The organism is Eubacterium sp. MSJ-13 (assembly GCF_018918235.1).
Taxonomy (GTDB): domain Bacteria; phylum Bacillota; class Clostridia; order Lachnospirales; family Lachnospiraceae; genus Butyribacter.
On record NZ_JAHLQE010000101.1, the window covers coordinates 1 to 17,921 of the forward strand.

16 protein-coding genes and 1 riboswitch are annotated in these 17,921 nt (G+C 37.7%); of the genes, 10 read left to right on the forward strand and 6 right to left on the reverse strand.

What is annotated here, in order from left to right; genetic code table 11:
- The first annotated feature begins 123 nt into the window (after positions 1-123).
- Positions 124-660 (forward strand): Holliday junction resolvase RecU, encoded by a 537-nt coding sequence (locus tag KQI69_RS06435; RefSeq protein WP_216564522.1) that lies wholly within the window; start codon positions 124-126, stop codon positions 658-660.
- Positions 661-882: 222 nt separating this feature from the next.
- Positions 883-1,239, forward strand: a complete 357-nt coding sequence (locus KQI69_RS06440) for an Hpt domain-containing protein (RefSeq protein WP_216564523.1) — start codon at positions 883-885, stop codon at positions 1,237-1,239.
- Positions 1,240-1,377: 138 nt separating this feature from the next.
- Here KQI69_RS06440 and nrdD read toward each other — a convergent pair whose 3' ends face one another.
- From nrdD to KQI69_RS06455, 3 genes are all read right to left on the reverse strand, one after another.
- On the reverse strand, positions 1,378-3,540 hold the full coding sequence (gene nrdD / locus KQI69_RS06445) for an anaerobic ribonucleoside-triphosphate reductase (RefSeq protein ID WP_216564524.1): 2,163 nt from the start codon (positions 3,538-3,540) through the stop codon (positions 1,378-1,380).
- A 93-nt stretch (positions 3,541-3,633) separates the two neighbouring features.
- Positions 3,634-4,530, reverse strand: coding sequence for a putative ABC transporter permease (locus tag KQI69_RS06450; RefSeq protein ID WP_216564525.1), 897 nt, complete (start codon positions 4,528-4,530; stop codon positions 3,634-3,636).
- 205 nt (positions 4,531-4,735) lie between these two features.
- Entirely contained in the window at positions 4,736-5,302 is a 567-nt protein-coding gene (locus KQI69_RS06455) for a Uma2 family endonuclease (protein ID WP_216564526.1), read from the reverse strand.
- Between the two features lie 162 nt (positions 5,303-5,464).
- Positions 5,465-5,562: riboswitch (TPP riboswitch) on the forward strand.
- A gap of 314 nt (positions 5,563-5,876) precedes the next feature.
- Between KQI69_RS06455 and thiC the strand changes: the two genes are divergently transcribed.
- Together thiC and KQI69_RS06465 are read left to right on the forward strand one after the other, a co-directional pair.
- A complete protein-coding gene (gene thiC / locus KQI69_RS06460; protein WP_216564527.1) occupies positions 5,877-7,184 on the forward strand; it encodes a phosphomethylpyrimidine synthase ThiC in 1,308 nt (435 codons plus the stop codon).
- Positions 7,185-7,370: 186 nt separating this feature from the next.
- Positions 7,371-8,615 (forward strand): hypothetical protein, encoded by a 1,245-nt coding sequence (locus KQI69_RS06465; RefSeq protein WP_216564528.1) that lies wholly within the window; start codon positions 7,371-7,373, stop codon positions 8,613-8,615.
- Between the two features lie 219 nt (positions 8,616-8,834).
- Here KQI69_RS06465 and KQI69_RS06470 read toward each other — a convergent pair whose 3' ends face one another.
- The 3 genes from KQI69_RS06470 to KQI69_RS06480 form a co-directional block, all read right to left on the reverse strand.
- Positions 8,835-9,467, reverse strand: coding sequence for an HAD family phosphatase (locus tag KQI69_RS06470; RefSeq protein WP_216564529.1), 633 nt, complete (start codon positions 9,465-9,467; stop codon positions 8,835-8,837).
- Positions 9,468-9,552: 85 nt separating this feature from the next.
- Positions 9,553-10,200 (reverse strand): thiamine phosphate synthase, encoded by a 648-nt coding sequence (thiE, locus tag KQI69_RS06475; RefSeq protein ID WP_216564530.1) that lies wholly within the window; start codon positions 10,198-10,200, stop codon positions 9,553-9,555.
- A 124-nt stretch (positions 10,201-10,324) separates the two neighbouring features.
- A complete protein-coding gene (locus tag KQI69_RS06480; protein WP_216564531.1) occupies positions 10,325-11,011 on the reverse strand; it encodes a DUF1653 domain-containing protein in 687 nt (228 codons plus the stop codon).
- A 501-nt stretch (positions 11,012-11,512) separates the two neighbouring features.
- On the opposite strand from KQI69_RS06480, the gene recA reads away from it, so the two are divergent.
- The 6 genes from recA to tuf all read left to right on the forward strand — a co-directional run bounded on the left by recA (position 11,513) and on the right by tuf (position 17,792).
- The gene (gene recA / locus KQI69_RS06485) at positions 11,513-12,607 is read left to right on the forward strand and encodes a recombinase RecA (protein WP_216564532.1); all 1,095 of its coding nucleotides are present in this window, start codon (positions 11,513-11,515) and stop codon (positions 12,605-12,607) included.
- Between the two features lie 8 nt (positions 12,608-12,615).
- Positions 12,616-13,095, forward strand: coding sequence for a regulatory protein RecX (locus KQI69_RS06490; RefSeq protein WP_216564533.1), 480 nt, complete (start codon positions 12,616-12,618; stop codon positions 13,093-13,095).
- A 99-nt stretch (positions 13,096-13,194) separates the two neighbouring features.
- On the forward strand, positions 13,195-13,608 hold the full coding sequence (rpsL, locus tag KQI69_RS06495) for a 30S ribosomal protein S12 (RefSeq protein ID WP_022015427.1): 414 nt from the start codon (positions 13,195-13,197) through the stop codon (positions 13,606-13,608).
- A gap of 154 nt (positions 13,609-13,762) precedes the next feature.
- Positions 13,763-14,233 carry a 30S ribosomal protein S7 gene (rpsG, locus tag KQI69_RS06500; protein ID WP_022015426.1) on the forward strand — a complete coding sequence of 157 codons (471 nt, stop codon included), beginning with the start codon at positions 13,763-13,765 and terminating at the stop codon, positions 14,231-14,233.
- A 14-nt stretch (positions 14,234-14,247) separates the two neighbouring features.
- Complete coding sequence (gene fusA / locus KQI69_RS06505; protein ID WP_216564534.1) at positions 14,248-16,368, forward strand: elongation factor G; 2,121 nt, start codon at positions 14,248-14,250, stop codon at positions 16,366-16,368.
- Between the two features lie 236 nt (positions 16,369-16,604).
- The gene (gene tuf / locus KQI69_RS06510) at positions 16,605-17,792 is read left to right on the forward strand and encodes an elongation factor Tu (RefSeq protein ID WP_216564535.1); all 1,188 of its coding nucleotides are present in this window, start codon (positions 16,605-16,607) and stop codon (positions 17,790-17,792) included.
- Positions 17,793-17,921 lie beyond the last annotated feature (129 nt).

Below are 17,921 nucleotides of genomic sequence, written 5' to 3' on the forward strand. Positions count from 1 at the left end.
TCATCAATCGCCGTAGCCCGCTACGGCTCATTCTTCCGTCTTGCAGACTGAAAATTTACCCTGCGTTATTTAGCTGAAAATCATTGATACAGTATACTAGTTCATAAGAGGAGTTATAGTTATATGGGAGCGTGGAATTCAAGAGGTCTTAGAGGCTCGATGCTTGAGGAGGCTATAAATTTTACTAATGATAAATATAGTAAAGAAAATCTTGCACTTGTGCAGAAGATACCGACGCCCATAACACCGATAGAGATTGATAAGCAGAGCCGTCATATAACGCTTGCTTATTTTGAACAGAAAAGTACGGTTGATTATATAGGGGCGGTGCAGGGAATACCTGTCTGTTTTGATGCAAAGGAGTGCAGGACAAAGACATTTCCATTGCAGAATATACATGAGCATCAGATGGAATTTATGGGAAACTTTGAGAAACAGCATGGAGTAGCCTTTTTTATCATTATGTTTACGAAAGAGGGCAGATGTTTTTATGTGCCTTACCGGGATATGAGGGTATTCTGGGACAGGGCAGCAGATGGTGGCAGAAAGAGCTTTAAACTGGATGAGCTAAGAAGTGAGTATGAGATAGAGATAACGAATCAGATATTTATACATTATCTGTCACAGATAAATAGGGATTTAAGTGAGAGGGATGAGTAGGGGCGGATTCCTCTATGCCTTGCAGATTGAAAATTTACTCTGTGTTATTTAGCTGAAAGTCAGTGCTACGATACCACTAGTACAACGAAAATCAAATCTTTGATACATTGAGCATGAATGTGATTTAACGGCGAAAAAAATTCTTTACTAGATAAAAATTATATTTTATAATAAAATTATAATTATTTATTTTTATCTGGATGGAGGGAAGATTAAGATACTATGAGCGAAAATTTGAAAACGGAATTGATGGATCAGGGAGTTGATTATGGTACTGCACTTGAAAGGTTTATGGGTAAAGAGGAGTTATATAAAAGATTTCTTGTAAAATTTCTTGCAGACGATAATTTTAACCAGCTTGGAGCAAATATCGAATGTGAGAATATAGATGAAGCATTCAAATGTGCCCATACACTTAAAGGTTTGTGCGGAAATCTTGGATTTGATAATCTTTTGGAAGAAGACGCACAGATTGTTGAAATCTTAAGAAGCGGCTCTATAGATGGAGTTAAGGAGTTATTTGAGGTATTGAGTGAAAAATATCATACTCTTTGTGACACTATCAGGAAATATGAATAGTTTGGCACAGATGATACTTTTTTAACATTAAAAATTATTAAACCGTGATTTTTTAGTGGTTTATATCATAAAAACAGGCTGCCACACGAGGTATTATATTTCGTATGGCAGCCATCTTTATTTGTCATTAGAAAAATATTATAAATGAAGTACGCGTTCTTTTATTTCCTGGGTTCTTCCCTGATTCCAAAATTGTGTTCCGATATATCCGCATGTTCTTCTTGCAACATTCATTTTATTTGGGTCAGTGTTGCCACAGTTTGGACATTGCCATATGAGTTTGCCGCTTTCATCCTCTACTATTTCTATCTGGCCATTGTAGCCACAGCACTGACAGTAATCGCTTTTTGTATTAAGTTCTGCATACATTATATTCTGGTAGATATATTTCATTACTTCGAGTACCGCATCGATGTTATTTTCAAGGTTAGGTACTTCAACATAGCTTACTGCACCGCCCGGTGAAAGTTTTTGGAACTGCGATTCAAATTTCAGTTTGTCAAAAGCGTTTATCGGTTCAGTAACATGTACATGGTAACTGTTCGTGATATAATTTTTGTCCGTTACGCCTTCTATAATACCAAATCTCTTTTGAAGGCACTTTGCAAATTTGTATGTCGTGGATTCGAGAGGTGTTCCATATAGGCTGAAATCAATATTTTCCTCATCTTTCCACTTTTGGCAGTAATCATTAAGTTTGCGCATTACTTCAAGTGCAAAAGGTGTCGCATCAGGTGAAGTATGCGATTTTCCGGTCATATAGCGTACACATTCACAGAGTCCGGCATATCCCAGTGATATAGTTGAGTAGCCATTGTAGAGGAGTTTATCAATGGTTTCGCCCTTTTTTAGGCGCGCCAGTGCACCATATTGCCAGAGGATAGGGGCAACATCAGACAATGTGCCTTTTAATCTGTTATGACGGTACATAAGAGCCTTTTTACAAAGTTTCATGCGCTCATCAAATATTTTCCAGAATTTATCTATATCTTTTTCAGAGGAACATGCAATGTCAACGAGATTTACAGTAACAACGCCCTGATTAAATCTTCCATAAAATTTAGGTTTGCCGTTTTCATCGTGGTACACAGTGAGGAAAGAACGGCAGCCCATACATGGATAACAGTTTCCGTCTTTTAATTCAAGCATGACTTTTTCTGAAATATAATCAGGAACCATTCTTTTTGCGGTACATCTTGCAGCAAGCTTTGTAAGATACCAATATTTTGAATCCTCTGATATATTATCTTCTTCAAGCACATAGAGGAGTTTTGGAAAAGCCGGTGTGATATATACACCTTTTTCATTTTTTACACCGAGTATCCTTTGGTTTAATATTTCTTCTATCACCATTGCGAGGTCTTTTTTTGTTCTTTCATCCTTTGCTTCATTAAGGTACATAAAAATAGTGACAAATGGAGCCTGACCGTTGGTAGTCATAAGTGTAATGACCTGATACTGTATCATCTGTACACCGCGTTTGATTTCATCCTTAACACGAATCTCGACAACTTTTTTAATCTGTTCTTCAGTGTAGTTAAGACCAGCGGCTTCAAATTCAGCAGTCACCTGTCTGAAATATTTTTTGCGGCTTACATCGACAAAAGGTGCAAGGTGTGCAAGAGAAAAACTCTGACCGCCATACTGTGAGCTTGCAATCTGTGCAATACTCTGTGTTGCGATATTGCAGGCGGTTGCAAAACTTTTTGGTGTGTCTATCATGGTCTCGCTGATGACAGTACCGTTTTGAAGCATGTCCTCCAGATTTACAAGGCAGCAGTTGTGCATATGCTGTGCGAAGTAGTCCGAGTCATGAAAATGTATTATGCCCTGTTCATGAGCTCTTACTATATCTTCCGGCAGAAGAAAACGCTTTGTGATATCTTTGCTTACTTCACCAGCCATATAATCACGCTGAACACTGTTTACTGTAGGATTCTTATTGGAATTTTCCTGTCTGACTTCCTCGTTGTCACATTCGATAAGGCTTAATATCTGTTTGTCCGTCGAATTTGATTTTCTTACAAGTGCTCTGGTGTAGCGGTAAGTTATGTATTTTCTTGCGAGAGTAAATGCACGTTTATTCATTATCTGGTCTTCGACAAGATCCTGTATCTCCTCTACATTTAATGCTCTGTGCATATCTTCACATATCTTTTCTACATTTGATGCGATCTCGCTTATCTGTTCTTCAGAAAGTCTCTCGATAGTAGCAACTTCCATATTTGCCTTACTGATAGCAGCTACTATCTTATTTGCGTCAAATTCATTTTCAGAACCGCTTCTTTTGATGATTTTCATAAATAATGCCTGCTTTCTTTAATGGATTTCATGTAATCTGTATGGTACATGATATAATACATATATATGTCGGTGTGTAATATAAACCGGCGGTCAGTCTTTATTATTTTTTTTGACTTTGGTATTTATATATCCTATCATCTCCTTTACTGATATAGAAGGCTTATTCTTAGGAATAAACTTCATCGTAGGGAATGCATCAACAATACGTTTATTGCCAGTGATAATATTTTTATTCTTGAGGAAGGAGTGGCTTCTTTCACGGTATTCATTTAATTTATCCTCAAGAAGCTGTATCTTGGTATCTTCACTCATATTTTCCTTGATAGCGGCAAGTTTTTCGCGTATATTTTCCATTTTTTCAGTCAGACCAGTTTTGGCAAGAAATTCTTCTTTGATAGCACTGAACTGCTGCTCCTGAAACTGTTGTTCAAGTTCCTGACGGAATGAATAGAGCATTTCGAGCTGTTTTTTGAAGTTTATCGTTTCCATGACTGTGTATGTCAGATCGATAAGTGAAACAACTATAAGAAATGTAAGCAGTTTTTCACCGATATCCTGAGGGATAAGACTTATCAGCCACTTTGCGAAAGGTTCAAGGATATCAAACAGCAGCAGCGTAAGTATACCCCAGAACATAGATGGTATAAGTGCTATTCGTCCCTGAAAATTATAAGGTGCTGTTGAATAATCCCACCATTTGGCGTGAAATAGTTTTTCAAGCACATAGGATGTTATATATTCGATTACCGTTGCGATAATCATTCCTAAAATATATAGCAGCGAAGGGTGGGCAGAAACAGGACGCAAAAGCACATATACAAGGGTAGCACCTGTCCCATAGAGCGGAAGTATCGGACCGACAAGGAATCCTCTGTTGACAGGTTTTCCAGTTCTGACGGAAACGAAAGTGCTCTCATAAACCCAGCCTAAAATGCTGAAAACATAGAAGTTCATAAGAATAAAGTAAACAGAAAGTCCCAGTATCATGTATATCCTCCAGAAAAGTAATGATTTAGTAAACAACCGAATAAGTGTTGTAAAGTTGTAAAAAAGTTTTATCATAATGGTATCTTTTTTGATGCGGTTAGTCAATAGGTATCGGCGTGGTTATTTCGACATGTGGTTTGTACTTATAGAAGAGATGAGTATATGGTAAAAGGCATATGCGACAGTACATATGCCTTTTATGAATTTAAATATTTAAAAGTTTTGTGATTTCTGAAAAATCAACAAAAAGATTATCGTAAATATTGACTTTTATTACAGAATAAAAAGGGTACTGTACACTTACCATATGACCGTCAAAGTAGTTTACAGTGACTATTTTTCGCTGTGGATCAACAATCCAGTATTCACGCACACCATGATTTTTGTAGTAATAGAGTTTTCGTATATAATCATCTTCGGGATTGCTGGGAGAAACGATTTCTATAATAAAATCAGGTGCTCCGTTACATCTTTTTTCATCGAGTTTTTTAGGATCACAGATGACCATTATGTCGGGCTGGACGATTGTTAGAGGTTTGTCGGAAAGTTTTACATCAAAGGGTGCTGTAAATAATTTACATGTGCCATTATTACTCTTGATATAATTATAAAATATGTTTGAGAGTTCCATGGAGATTGCTTGGTGTAATTGAGAAGGGCTTGCCATGTCATATGTGATGCCATCAAAAACTTCTATTCTTTTTTCTTCTGGAATAGTTTCGTATTGTTCCAGAGTTATTGTCTCTGTTTGTAATTGTAAAGCTGGTGCCATCTTCTGCACTTCCTTTCTAAATATTGTTATTGTTCACACCTGCGGTGCGATTGGTAATTGATATTACATTTTTACATTTATTAATAATATATAGGAAAAGCGTATCTATTTCAATGGATAGCAGCGAAATATCTTGACATAAGCCTCAAAAGCAAATATAATCAGATACATCTGGGGAGCTTAATGCTGAGAGGGATTTTATCCGACCCATATGACCTGATACAGTTAGTACTGTCGTAGGCAGATATTGTTTATGTGGATTAAGGTTTGAAAGTAAGAGTTTTGAACTTTTTGATTTTATTATAATATTAAGATCAAGGCTTTAAAGTTTCAGCTTAAAAGGTTCACATATATTTTAAATATTATGCATGGTCACTCCGGATATCGGTGTTTTACATCGGTTATCCGGAGTTTTTTGATATAGGAACTCTGTTTCGTATATAAATTTCGGTCTTAGAAAAATCTTCCCCATTATATATAATGTGCTTTTATAGAACAGTGCATATGAAATACATAATTTATATTACAGAAAAATAATTACGCACCAAAAATGTGTGCAGAAATGAGGATTAAAATGGAATACGCTACACAGATGGATGCCGCAAGAAAAGGCATTTACACAAAGGAACTTCTCGCAGTTGCAGAAGATGAAAAATTTGATAAGGATGAGCTTATAAAACTTGTTGCAGAAGGAAAGGTTATCATTCCTGCAAATAAAAACCACAAGTGCTTAAAGCCGAGTGGAATAGGAACAAAACTCAGAACAAAGATAAATGTCAATCTTGGAACATCAAGAGACTGGACAGATCTCGATATGGAGATGGAAAAAGTTAAGAGTGCCGTTGATATGGGTGCAGAGGCTATTATGGATCTGAGTTCATGTGGAGATACACAGGTATTCAGACGCAAACTTACAAGTGAATGTCCTGCCGTTATAGGAACTGTACCGATTTACGATGCTGTTGTTTACTATAAAAAAGCACTTAAAGATATCACAGCAAAAGAGTGGATAGATGTTGTAAGGATGCATGCAGAGGATGGTGTTGACTTTATGACTATCCATTGCGGCATAAATAAAGAGACAGCAAGAAGATTTAAAAGAAATAAAAGACTTATGAATATTGTTTCAAGAGGTGGTTCTATCATTTATGCGTGGATGGAGATGACTGGAAATGAAAATCCGTTCTATGAGTATTATGACGAAGTACTTGATATATGCAGAGAATATGATGTGACAATGAGTCTTGGAGATGCATGCCGTCCGGGATGTCTTAAAGACGCCACAGATGCAGCACAGATAGAGGAGCTTATAGCACTTTCAGAACTTACAAACAGAGCATGGGAAAAAGATGTTCAGGTTATGATCGAAGGACCGGGACATATGCCGCTTAACCAGATCAAAGCCAATATGGAAGTACAGCAGGCTATGTGTAAAGGTGCACCATTCTATGTACTTGGACCACTTGTAACAGATATAGCACCCGGATATGACCATATCACAGCGGCAATAGGTGGAGCGATAGCAGCTACATACGGAGCATCATTCTTATGTTATGTTACACCGGCGGAGCATCTTAGGCTTCCTGATGTAAATGATGTAAAAGAGGGAATCATAGCATCAAAGATAGCAGCTCATGCGGCAGATATTGCAAAAGGCGTTCCGGGAGCAAGAGACTGGGATGACAATATGGGACAGGCAAGAAAGGATCTTGATTGGGAGAAAACATTTGAATATTCAATAGATCCTGAGAAAGCAAGAAATTATCGTGCATCAGCAAAACCTGAAAAGGAAGATACATGTTCTATGTGTGGAAATTTCTGTGCAGTAAAGAATATGAATAAGATACTTGATGGAGAAATCGTATCTATATTTGATGAATGATAAATGATATGTTTTGCATAAATAGATTGTATAGAATAGTAACAATAGTATTAGAGTGTGCATAGTAATGTGGTAATTTTTTATGGAAAAAAAATAATATAGCTGCAACAAAACCAAAAAATATCTGTCTTATATTATTAAGGTACTATAAGGCAGATATTTTTTATATATGAGGGAGGAACGAGTATGAGCATAAGATTAAAAAAATTATTGGCTTTATCATTAAGTGTTTCTTTAGCTGTAACAGGATTGTTTACGGCTGTTGGAGTGAGAGATGCAGTAGCAGCAACATCAAAGACAAAACAGATTAAAGACAAAAATGCGAAAAAAGTAAAAATCACAGTTGCACAGAAAAAAACGATAAAAGCACCAAAAAGTGATAAAAAAGCAACATGGAGTATTTTAAGCGGAAAACAGAATATATCAGTAATAAAAAAAGGCAAGAGAGAAATAAAAATCAAAGCACAAAAATCGGGAAGTGTAAAGTTACAGGCAAAACAGGGGAAGAAAAAAACTACTTATAATATAACCGTGAAGAAACAGGCACCTAAAAAATCAGAATTAAAACAGCTGAGAAAATTATATATAGATTGTTTCTGGAAAGCACAAGAAGAATCACCATATGACTGGGGATGGAGAAAAAACAGTAACCTTACGAAGTTAAAATGGTTTTCAGACTGGGTATCATGGGATGATTACGGATATGTCAAAGGAATTGCCTTGGATGATATGTCAATAACAACACCATATTTTATAGGATATGATATAGAAGCTGATGTAAAACTGCCAACATTTAAAAGAATACAGTATTTTGGTTCAGTTACCGGAAATAGCTTGAAAAGCGTTGACTTAGGAAATAATCCAACATTGAAATATTTCTTTTTGAAACAGGGATATGGAGAGTATTATGACGAGCAGGAATATGCTAAATTAAAAGAAATAAATGTTTCAGGGTGCAAAAATCTTGAAAATTTTTATATTAGAATGACATACAATGTAAAGAAATTAGATTTATCAAATAATTGTAAAATTAAAACAATCAATATTACAGATGCATCACTTGACGAATTAAAAATGCCTAAAACAGACTGTTTAAAAGAATTTTACATAAATTGGTCAAAGATAAATGAATTGGATTTAAGTAATTGTACGGATATGAAGAAAATAGGAATTATGGGATGCAATTCTCAAAGTGTTACAATATCCTTAGGAAACAAAACAGATAAAGAAATATCAGAATTTGACATAGCAATAGGTTCAACAGAAGGGGAAATGAGCGTCAGATTTGTTGCAAATAGGGAAATATCAGAGGTTCCAAAAGTGAGATATGAGTACGAATATTTAGGATATATAGATGGTGGATTGAAGTTCATGAAAAAATGTGTAAAATTTGTAGAGAAAAATGGAAACATACATGTTATATTATTGTAGATTAAAAAGATAAATATAGATAGAATAGTCAAGCGGATATTCGCAATCCGCTTTGCTACCTGCTCATAACACTATTAGCTGCTATGTGATAGCAGCATACATATAAGAAGGGGCTTGTACCCCCTCATGATACAAGCAAGTCCCCACCCACACTTATTGCTCTACGCAATAGAAGTGGGTGACTTCTTTGATATAGTGGGGGACTTATTGGCAAAAATGTTAAAGCGGTTTTACTATTATTTCATCGGCGTTTTTTAAAATTTCATTCCATTCGTTTTTGGCAAAATCATCATATATGGCTGCTGTGTTGCATCCTGCTTTTTTGGCTGAAAGAATAGAATATAGTGCATCTTCGTAGACTATCGTGTCTTTAGGTTTAAAGCCTAAAGAAGCAGCTACATTTATAAAAGTTTCAGGGACAGTTTTATCTGTTTCAAGATCCTGACATGAAAGCAGTTTGTTAAAAAAATTTAAGATACCTAGTCTGTCAAAGGCAGCTTTAGCACATTGTACCGGTGAGGCGGACAAAAGGCATATAGTATCACCACTTTCATGGAGTTTCTTCAATAATTCTATCATTCCGGGCTTTGCCGGAATTTCATATTTATATTTATTAAATGAAAAATCATAAATATCTTTGATTATTTCATCTACTGTTTTATTAAGTCCGAGTTTGATAAAATATTTTGCAGCATTTTCAAGCGTATATGATTCAATAAGTTTGTTTACCCCGTCATCATGTGGGATGTTGTATGAATCAAGATAATCTGATGCGATAGTAGCCCACATTGGCATTGAATCAAGAATTGTTCCATCCATATCAAAAATATGTAATTTGTGAGATTTGTTCATATTTACCTCCATTTTTTAACACTATCGAGCAAGTGGCAGAGCGTACCACGAATATCCGCTTCACTTGTGAAAAAACTGCAAGCAGTTATTGCTTTTTCGGGAAAATTGTATTCATTATAGATACAAGTTCTCTTGTTGCCTTTCCGCAATCTTTTGCACCAAATAATGCAGAGATTACGGCAATGCCATCAATATCCGTACCTTCAAGTTTTCTGACATTTGAGTGGTCAATGCCTCCAATGGCAACTACAGGGATAGAAACGCTGTTGCATATTTCTTTGAGTGTACTGAGTTCAAGAGGCTTTGTATCTTTTTTTGTGCTTGTGCTAAAAACTGCACCTGCACCGATATAGTCAGCACCAAGTTTTTCGGCTTTTTTTGCAAGCTCAACGCTTGGGGCGGTCATGCCTATTATCTTATCATTACCAAGAAGTTTTCTTGCTTCGATGTAATCCATATCTTTCTGACCGATATGCACACCGTCTGCACCGGATTCGATAACGGCATAAATATCATCATCAATAACAACAGGAATATTATATTTTTTAGCAATCTCCTTAATGCGTACAGCCTCTTTTACAAGTTCGTCATGGGGCATGTTTTTTTCACGTATCTGTAGAAAAGTAGCACCGTTTTTTAGAATTTCTTCTACCTGTTGTTCAAGTGTCTGTCTGCCTGTCCAATGTCTGTCTGTTATTGCATACACAAGCATGCTTTCTCTAGTTACTTTCATTTATTTATCCTCATTTCTTAATTTAACACTATGCTGCGATAGCAGCTAATAGTGTTGTGAGCAAGTAGCAAAGCGGATTGCGAATATCCGCTTGACAAATAGCAGTTACCGCTGATATTAAGGTTTAGCGAAGTCTGTTACACTCATAATGTTCATGGGTTTCAAGGTAGTTTAATATCGTATCAAAATGCTGTTCGGGACTGCCGTTGTCAAGGACAAGGTCAAGAGTGACGGCAATATTGTTTAGCAGCATGTCATTAAGATACGGTCTTAGACTTATGAAAATCCTGCGTTTATCATGAAAATTCTGTGCATCAAGAAAACTCATAAGACCTTTTAATGCAAGCTGTTTATCTGAAATCTTTCCTGAAAGCCTGCTTTCAACCTGACCTGATAGAAGTGCGTCTGTGATCTCCTCGTCTGATACTGATATGAAAGCGTCAGATTGTTTCGTATCTGCCGCGGAGGATTCTGTGTATGTTACAGATGCAGTTTTTGCGTAAGCATCTGGTGTCAGGACAGCGTCAGTCATAATATCCGCTGTGTCAGGTTTGATGTTGTCAGATTTTTCATTATCAAAATTGACTTTTTCAAATCTGAAATTTTGCACTGCGTCAGGATATTTTTCCTTATCAATCTTTTCAAGAAATGTTGAAAAGGGACTAACCCAGGTTTTAAAAGGCGGATACATTGCCTGGTATACTACAACCGGTGTATTGTCCACGCTATTTGTGGCAAGGGCTCTTATATGATATATCTGTCCTTTAAAATGTCTGTAAAATTCTCCTTCGTTTACCGTTTTTTGCGTCATAAAAACACGACCTTTCAGATTTATAATATAATGCAAGGTGCAAAAGCAGATGGCAATGTAGCAATCTTTAGCATCAGTTGGGGCAAAATACCTTTTGACACAAACATCATATAATAGTCTAACACAAAATACAAAAAGTTGGGAAAGAAAATTGTGGCATAAAAGCAGATATATTTTGTATGTTTTTTTGAAAAATGACAAATAATGACGAAATTCGGGCTGTATATTATGATAAATATACATAAACTGTCATGTGTTTTTGTGAAAAAGACATATGGAAATAATAATTGCAAAAAAATATAATGTTATGAGCAGGTAGCAGAGAGTATTACAAATATCCGCTTGACTTCTTGGTGCATAGTCTGACAGTAAGTGTCAGGAGTGAACAGTAAGATTACTGTGCATTATAATTTTCACTAGTGTAAAAAATCATTGACAATTTAATCGAAAGAATATAATATAGGTATCAGGAACATTTGTTCGTAAAAGGAGGATTTAAAAATGGCAAAACCAAATATTGATGAGAACAAGTTAAAAGCATTAGAGTCTGCTATCGCACAGATAGAGAGAAACTACGGAAAAGGCGCAGTTATGAAACTGGGTGATAATACACATCTTAATGTAGAGACAGTCCCATCAGGTTCACTTTCTCTTGACATTGCTCTTGGAGTCGGCGGTGTTCCAAAGGGAAGGATTGTGGAAGTATATGGACCTGAGTCAGGTGGTAAGACTACGGTTGCACTTCATATGGTAGCAGAGGTGCAGAAAAGAGGCGGCATTGCAGGATTTATAGATGCAGAACATGCACTTGATCCGGTATATGCTAAAAAGATTGGTGTAGATATTGACAATTTATATATATCACAGCCGGATACGGGAGAGCAGGCACTTGAGATCGCTGAGACTATGGTACGTTCCGGAGCTATAGATATAGTTATCGTGGATTCAGTTGCAGCACTTGTACCAAAAGCAGAGATAGAAGGTGACATGGGAGACAGTCATGTAGGTCTTCAGGCAAGACTTATGTCACAGGCACTTAGAAAACTTACAGCTATTATAGGAAAGACAAGCTGTACTGTTATCTTTATAAATCAGCTTCGTGAAAAAGTCGGTGTTATGTTTGGAAATCCCGAAACTACTACAGGTGGACGTGCACTTAAATATTATTCATCTATCCGACTTGAAGTAAGACGCGGTGAGCAGATAAAGAAAGATGGCGAAGCCATCGGAAACCGTACACGCATAAAAGTCGTTAAAAACAAGGTTGCTCCTCCTTTTCGTGAAGCAGAGGTTGACATTATATATGGTGAGGGTATATCAAGAGAGGGAGATATTCTTGACCTTGCCGCAAAGGAAGATATTGTGAACAAGAGTGGTGCATGGTACGCATATGAGGGAAATAAGATCGGTCAGGGAAGAGAAAACGCAAAGACATATCTTAAAGAGCATCCGGATGTTATGGCTGAGATAGAGGGCAAAGTAAGAGAAAAATTCTCAAAGGAAACTAAGACAGAAGATGATGAAAGTGTGTTTGTAGATGAAGCAGAAAGTGTTACAGCACAGGTAGAGAAGACTGATATTCAGGCTCAAGATTAGGATTTGTCATGGCAGCAGATGAAAAAAAGAATGATGAAATATTAAAGGCAAAGAAAAGAGCCATGCTGATACTGCAGCATAATGACAGGACAGAGTGGGAGCTTACTGACAAACTTTTAAAAGCCGGATTTTCTGATGAAGCTGTCAGTGAAGCCATAGAGTATGTAAGAGGTTTCCACTATATTGATGATGAGCGTTATGCTAAAAGATTTGTTGAGATATATCATGAGAGCAGGAGCATAAAGAGATTAAAGCAGGATCTTTACAAGAGACATGTTGCAGATGAGTATATAGAGCTTGCACTTGAAAATATAGATTATGACGACAGCACTGCATTAAAGAGGCAGATAGAAAAGCTTGGTATAGATGTTCAGAAAGCATCAGAACTTTCATATGAAGAAAGTCAGAAAATCGTAGCTAAACTTTATCGGAAAGGATTTTCTGTCAGCAGTATAAAAAATGTTTTGTCTGAATTAAAAAAATATTAGAAAAAAGTATTGACAATCGCATACTTACTTATTATACTGAGTGAGTGTGCGTTTTTGCATACGTTAACTTTTTGACTATAAACATAGGAGGTGAAATTAATGCCAACATTTAACCAGTTAGTAAGAAAGGGAAGAAAGGCCTCTACAAAGAAGTCTAATTCTCCTGCACTTCAGTACACTTACAATTCTTTGAACAAGAAAACAGTAGCACAGAGCTCTCCACAGAAGAGAGGTGTTTGTACTGCAGTTCGTACTGCTACACCTAAGAAACCTAACTCAGCTCTTAGAAAAACAGCCAGAGTTCGTCTCTCAAACGGTATCGAGGTAACTAGCTACATCCCAGGTGAAGGACACAACCTTCAGGAGCATAGCGTAGTTCTTATCCGTGGTGGTAGAGTAAAGGATTTACCTGGTACAAGATACCATATCGTTCGTGGTACACTTGATACAGCAGGTGTTGCAAACAGAAAGCAGGGTCGTTCTAAGTATGGAGCAAAGAGACCTAAGAAGTAAGATTCACTAATTTGGGGAAGTGCCGGATTAATTTCACATAATTAACCTGGTGCGGACACTTAAAAATTGTGAGTACCGATGAATTAATGATAGTGATACGAAAATGCAGTGTCGGCTGTTAGTATTGCTAAATAATGTTAAGGAGGGAAGTAACGTGCCACGTAAAGGACATATACAGAAAAGAGACGTGTTAGCAGATCCAGTTTACAAGAACAAAGTTGTTACTAAGCTTGTAAACAATATCATGTTAGATGGTAAAAAGGGTGTTGCTCAGAAAATCGTTTATGGTGCATTTGATGAAGTTGCAGAGAAATCTGGTAAGGACGCTATTGAAGTATTCGAGGAGGCTATGAACAATATCATGCCACAGCTCGAAGTTAAGGCTAGACGTATCGGTGGTGCAACATATCAGGTACCTATCGAAGTTAGACCTGACAGAAGACAGGCTTTAGCTCTTCGTTGGCTTACACTCTACTCTCGTAAGAGAAGTGAGAAAACAATGAAAGAAAGACTTGCTAACGAGATTTTAGATGCTTCTAACAATACAGGCGCATCTGTAAAGAAGAAAGAAGACATGCACAAGATGGCTGAAGCTAATAAGGCTTTTGCACATTATCGTTGGTAAGGAGGTAAAGAGTCTTGGCTGGAAGAGAATATCCACTTGATAGAACTAGAAATATCGGTATCATGGCTCATATCGATGCCGGTAAGACTACATTAACAGAACGTATCTTATATTACACAGGTGTAAACTATAAGATCGGTGAGACACATGATGGTGCCTCAACAATGGACTGGATGGAGCAGGAAAAAGAAAGAGGTATCACAATCACTTCTGCTGCTACAACATGTCATTGGACACTTGAAGATCACCATAAGAAGAAACCAGGTGCTTTAGAGCATCGTATCAACATCATTGATACACCGGGCCACGTAGACTTCACAGTTGAGGTTGAGCGTTCACTTCGTGTACTTGATGGTGCTGTAGGTGTATTTGATGCTAAGGCTGGTGTTGAGCCTCAGTCAGAAAATGTATGGCGTCAGGCTGACACATATAATGTACCTCGTATGGCATTCATCAATAAGATGGATAAAATGGGTGCTGATTTCTTCATGTCAGTGCAGACAATTATTGATCGTCTTGGAAAAAATGCTATCCCTGTTCAGATTCCGATTGGTAAAGAAGATGATTTCATCGGACTTATCGACCTTTTTGAAATGGATGCATATTACTATAAAAATGATGAGGGAACAGATATTGAAATCACTACAATACCTGATGACCTCAAAGACCTCGCTGATGAGTGGCATAACAACCTTATCGAGAAAGTCTGCGAGTTAGATGATGACTTGTTAGAGAAATATCTCGAAGGTGAAGAGCCAACTATCGACGAGTTAAAGAAAGCACTTCGTAAAGGAACTATCGCTTGTGAAGCAGTACCTGTATACTGTGGTTCTGCATATAAGAACAAGGGTGTTCAGAAGTTACTTGATGGCGTAGTTGAGTTCATGCCTGCACCAACAGATATCCCTGATATCACAGGTACAGACGAAGAAGGAAACGAAGTAGTTCGTAAATCTTCTGATGATGAACCATTCGCCGCACTTGCATTCAAGATCATGACTGACCCATTCGTTGGAAAGCTTGCATTCTTCCGTGTATATTCAGGAACATTAAACTCAGGTTCATATGTTCTCAATGCTACAAAGCAGAAGAAAGAGCGTGTTGGTCGTATCGTACAGATGCATGCTAACAGCCGTAGCGAGATCGACAAGGTTTACTCTGGTGATATCGCTGCTGCAGTAGGATTTAAGATTACAACAACAGGTGATACTATCTGTGATGAGCAGCATCCTGTTATTCTTGAATCTATGGAATTCCCAGAGCCTGTTATCGAGCTTGCTATCGAGCCTAAGACAAAGAATGACCAGGGTAAGATGGGTGAAGCTTTAGCAAAACTTGCTGAAGAAGATCCAACATTCAAAGCTCATACAGATCAGGAAACTGGTCAGACTATCATCGCAGGTATGGGTGAGCTTCATCTTGAAGTTATCGTAGACAGACTTCTTCGTGAGTTCAATGTAGAAGCTAACGTAGGTGCTCCACAGGTTGCATACAAAGAGACATTTACAACTGCTGTTGATATCGATAGCAAATATGCTAAACAGTCAGGTGGACGTGGTCAGTACGGACATTGTAAAGTTAAATTTGAGCCTATGGATCCTAACGGTGAAGAGCCATTTAAGTTTGAGTCAACAGTAGTTGGTGGTGCTATTCCTAAGGAATACATTCCAGCCGTTGGTGAAGGTATCGAAGAAGCAGCTCAGGCTGGTATCCTCGGTGGATTCCCTGTACTCGGTGTACATGCTACTGTATGGGATGGTTCATACCACGAAGTCGATTCATCAGAAATGGCATTCCACATTGCAGGTTCTATGGCATTCAAGGATGCTATGAAGAAAGGTAACGCAGTATTACTTGAGCCTATCATGAAGGTTGAAGTTACTATGCCTGAGGAATACATGGGTGATGTTATCGGAAGTCTTAATGCTAAGCGTGGACAGATTGAAGGAATGGATGACATCGGTGGTGGAAAGATTGTTAGAGCTTTTGTTCCACTTGCTGAAATGTTCGGATATTCTACAGAGCTTCGTTCTACAACACAGGGACGTGGAAACTACTCAATGTTCTTTGAGAAGTATCAGCAGTGTCCAAAGAATGTTCAGGACAAGGTTCTTGCAGGTAAGAATGCAGAATAATTCTTGACAGTTGGAGTTAAAATACTTTTTTGCTTCGACATCATATATAAAATTCATAGGGAAAAGATTTTTAAAATAAGATTTTAAGAGTCTTTTCCTTGTAAAAGTCTTGAAAAAGACTTGAAAAATAGATGTGTTTGCAATATAATACTTTTTATAGTGTTATAAAAACGCGAAAATCGAGAATTGAAAATTAGTTAGGCAAAGCCTATGAAATTTAAGGAGGATAATTAAAAATGGCTAAAGAAAAGTTTGAAAGAACTAAACCTCATTGTAACATTGGTACTATCGGTCACGTAGATCATGGTAAAACAACACTTACAGCTGCTATTACAAAGACACTTGCAGCTAGAGTTGCTGGTAACGCAGCAGTAGATTTCGAGAACATTGATAAGGCTCCAGAAGAGAGAGAAAGAGGTATCACAATCTCTACAGCCCACGTTGAGTATGAGACAGAGAAGAGACATTACGCTCACGTTGACTGCCCAGGCCATGCTGATTATGTAAAGAACATGATCACAGGTGCTGCTCAGATGGACGGTGCTATCCTCGTAGTTGCTGCTACTGACGGTGTTATGGCTCAGACAAAAGAGCATATCTTACTTTCTCGTCAGGTTAACGTTCCTTATATCGTAGTATTCCTTAACAAGTGCGATATGGTTGACGATCCTGAGCTTATCGAATTAGTAGAGATGGAAGTTACAGAAGCTCTTGAAGAGTACGGATTTGAAGATTGTCCAATCATCAAAGGTTCAGCTCTTAAAGCTCTTGAAGATCCTAACGGCGAGTGGGGAGACAAGATCATGGAACTCATGGACACAGTTGATGAGTACATTCCAAACCCAGAGCGTGATACAGATAAGCCATTCCTTATGCCAGTAGAGGACGTATTCACAATCACAGGTCGTGGTACAGTTGCTACAGGTAGAGTAGAGCGTGGTACACTTCACCTCAACGACGAACTTGAAATCCTCGGTGTTAAGGAAGAAGTTGGTAAGACAGTTGTAACTGGTATCGAAATGTTCCGTAAGATGCTTGACGAGGCACAGGCTGGTGATAACATCGGTGCTCTTCTTCGTGGTATCAACAGAGATCAGATCGTTCGTGGACAGGTTCTTGCTAAGCCAGGTACAGTAACATGCCATAAGAAATTTACAGCTCAGGTTTACGTTCTTACAAAGGACGAAGGTGGACGTCATACTCCATTCTTCAACAACTATCGTCCACAGTTCTACTTCAGAACAACAGACGTAACAGGTGTTTGTGAGTTACCTGCAGGTACAGAAATGTGCATGCCTGGTGATAACGTAGAGATGACAATCGAGCTCATCCATCCAGTAGCTATGGAGCAGGGTCTTAACTTCGCTATCCGTGAAGGTGGACGTACAGTAGGTTCTGGAAAGGTTGCTACAATCATCGAGTAATTTTATATTACAGCATCAAATTAGAGTTTTATATAGAGAACAGCCTTGTTGTGCTTTGCATGACAAGGCTGTTTTTAGTTTGCGCGCCATGGGCGCGCTCTAACGGGTGAAAGTCCCGAACACGCCCAG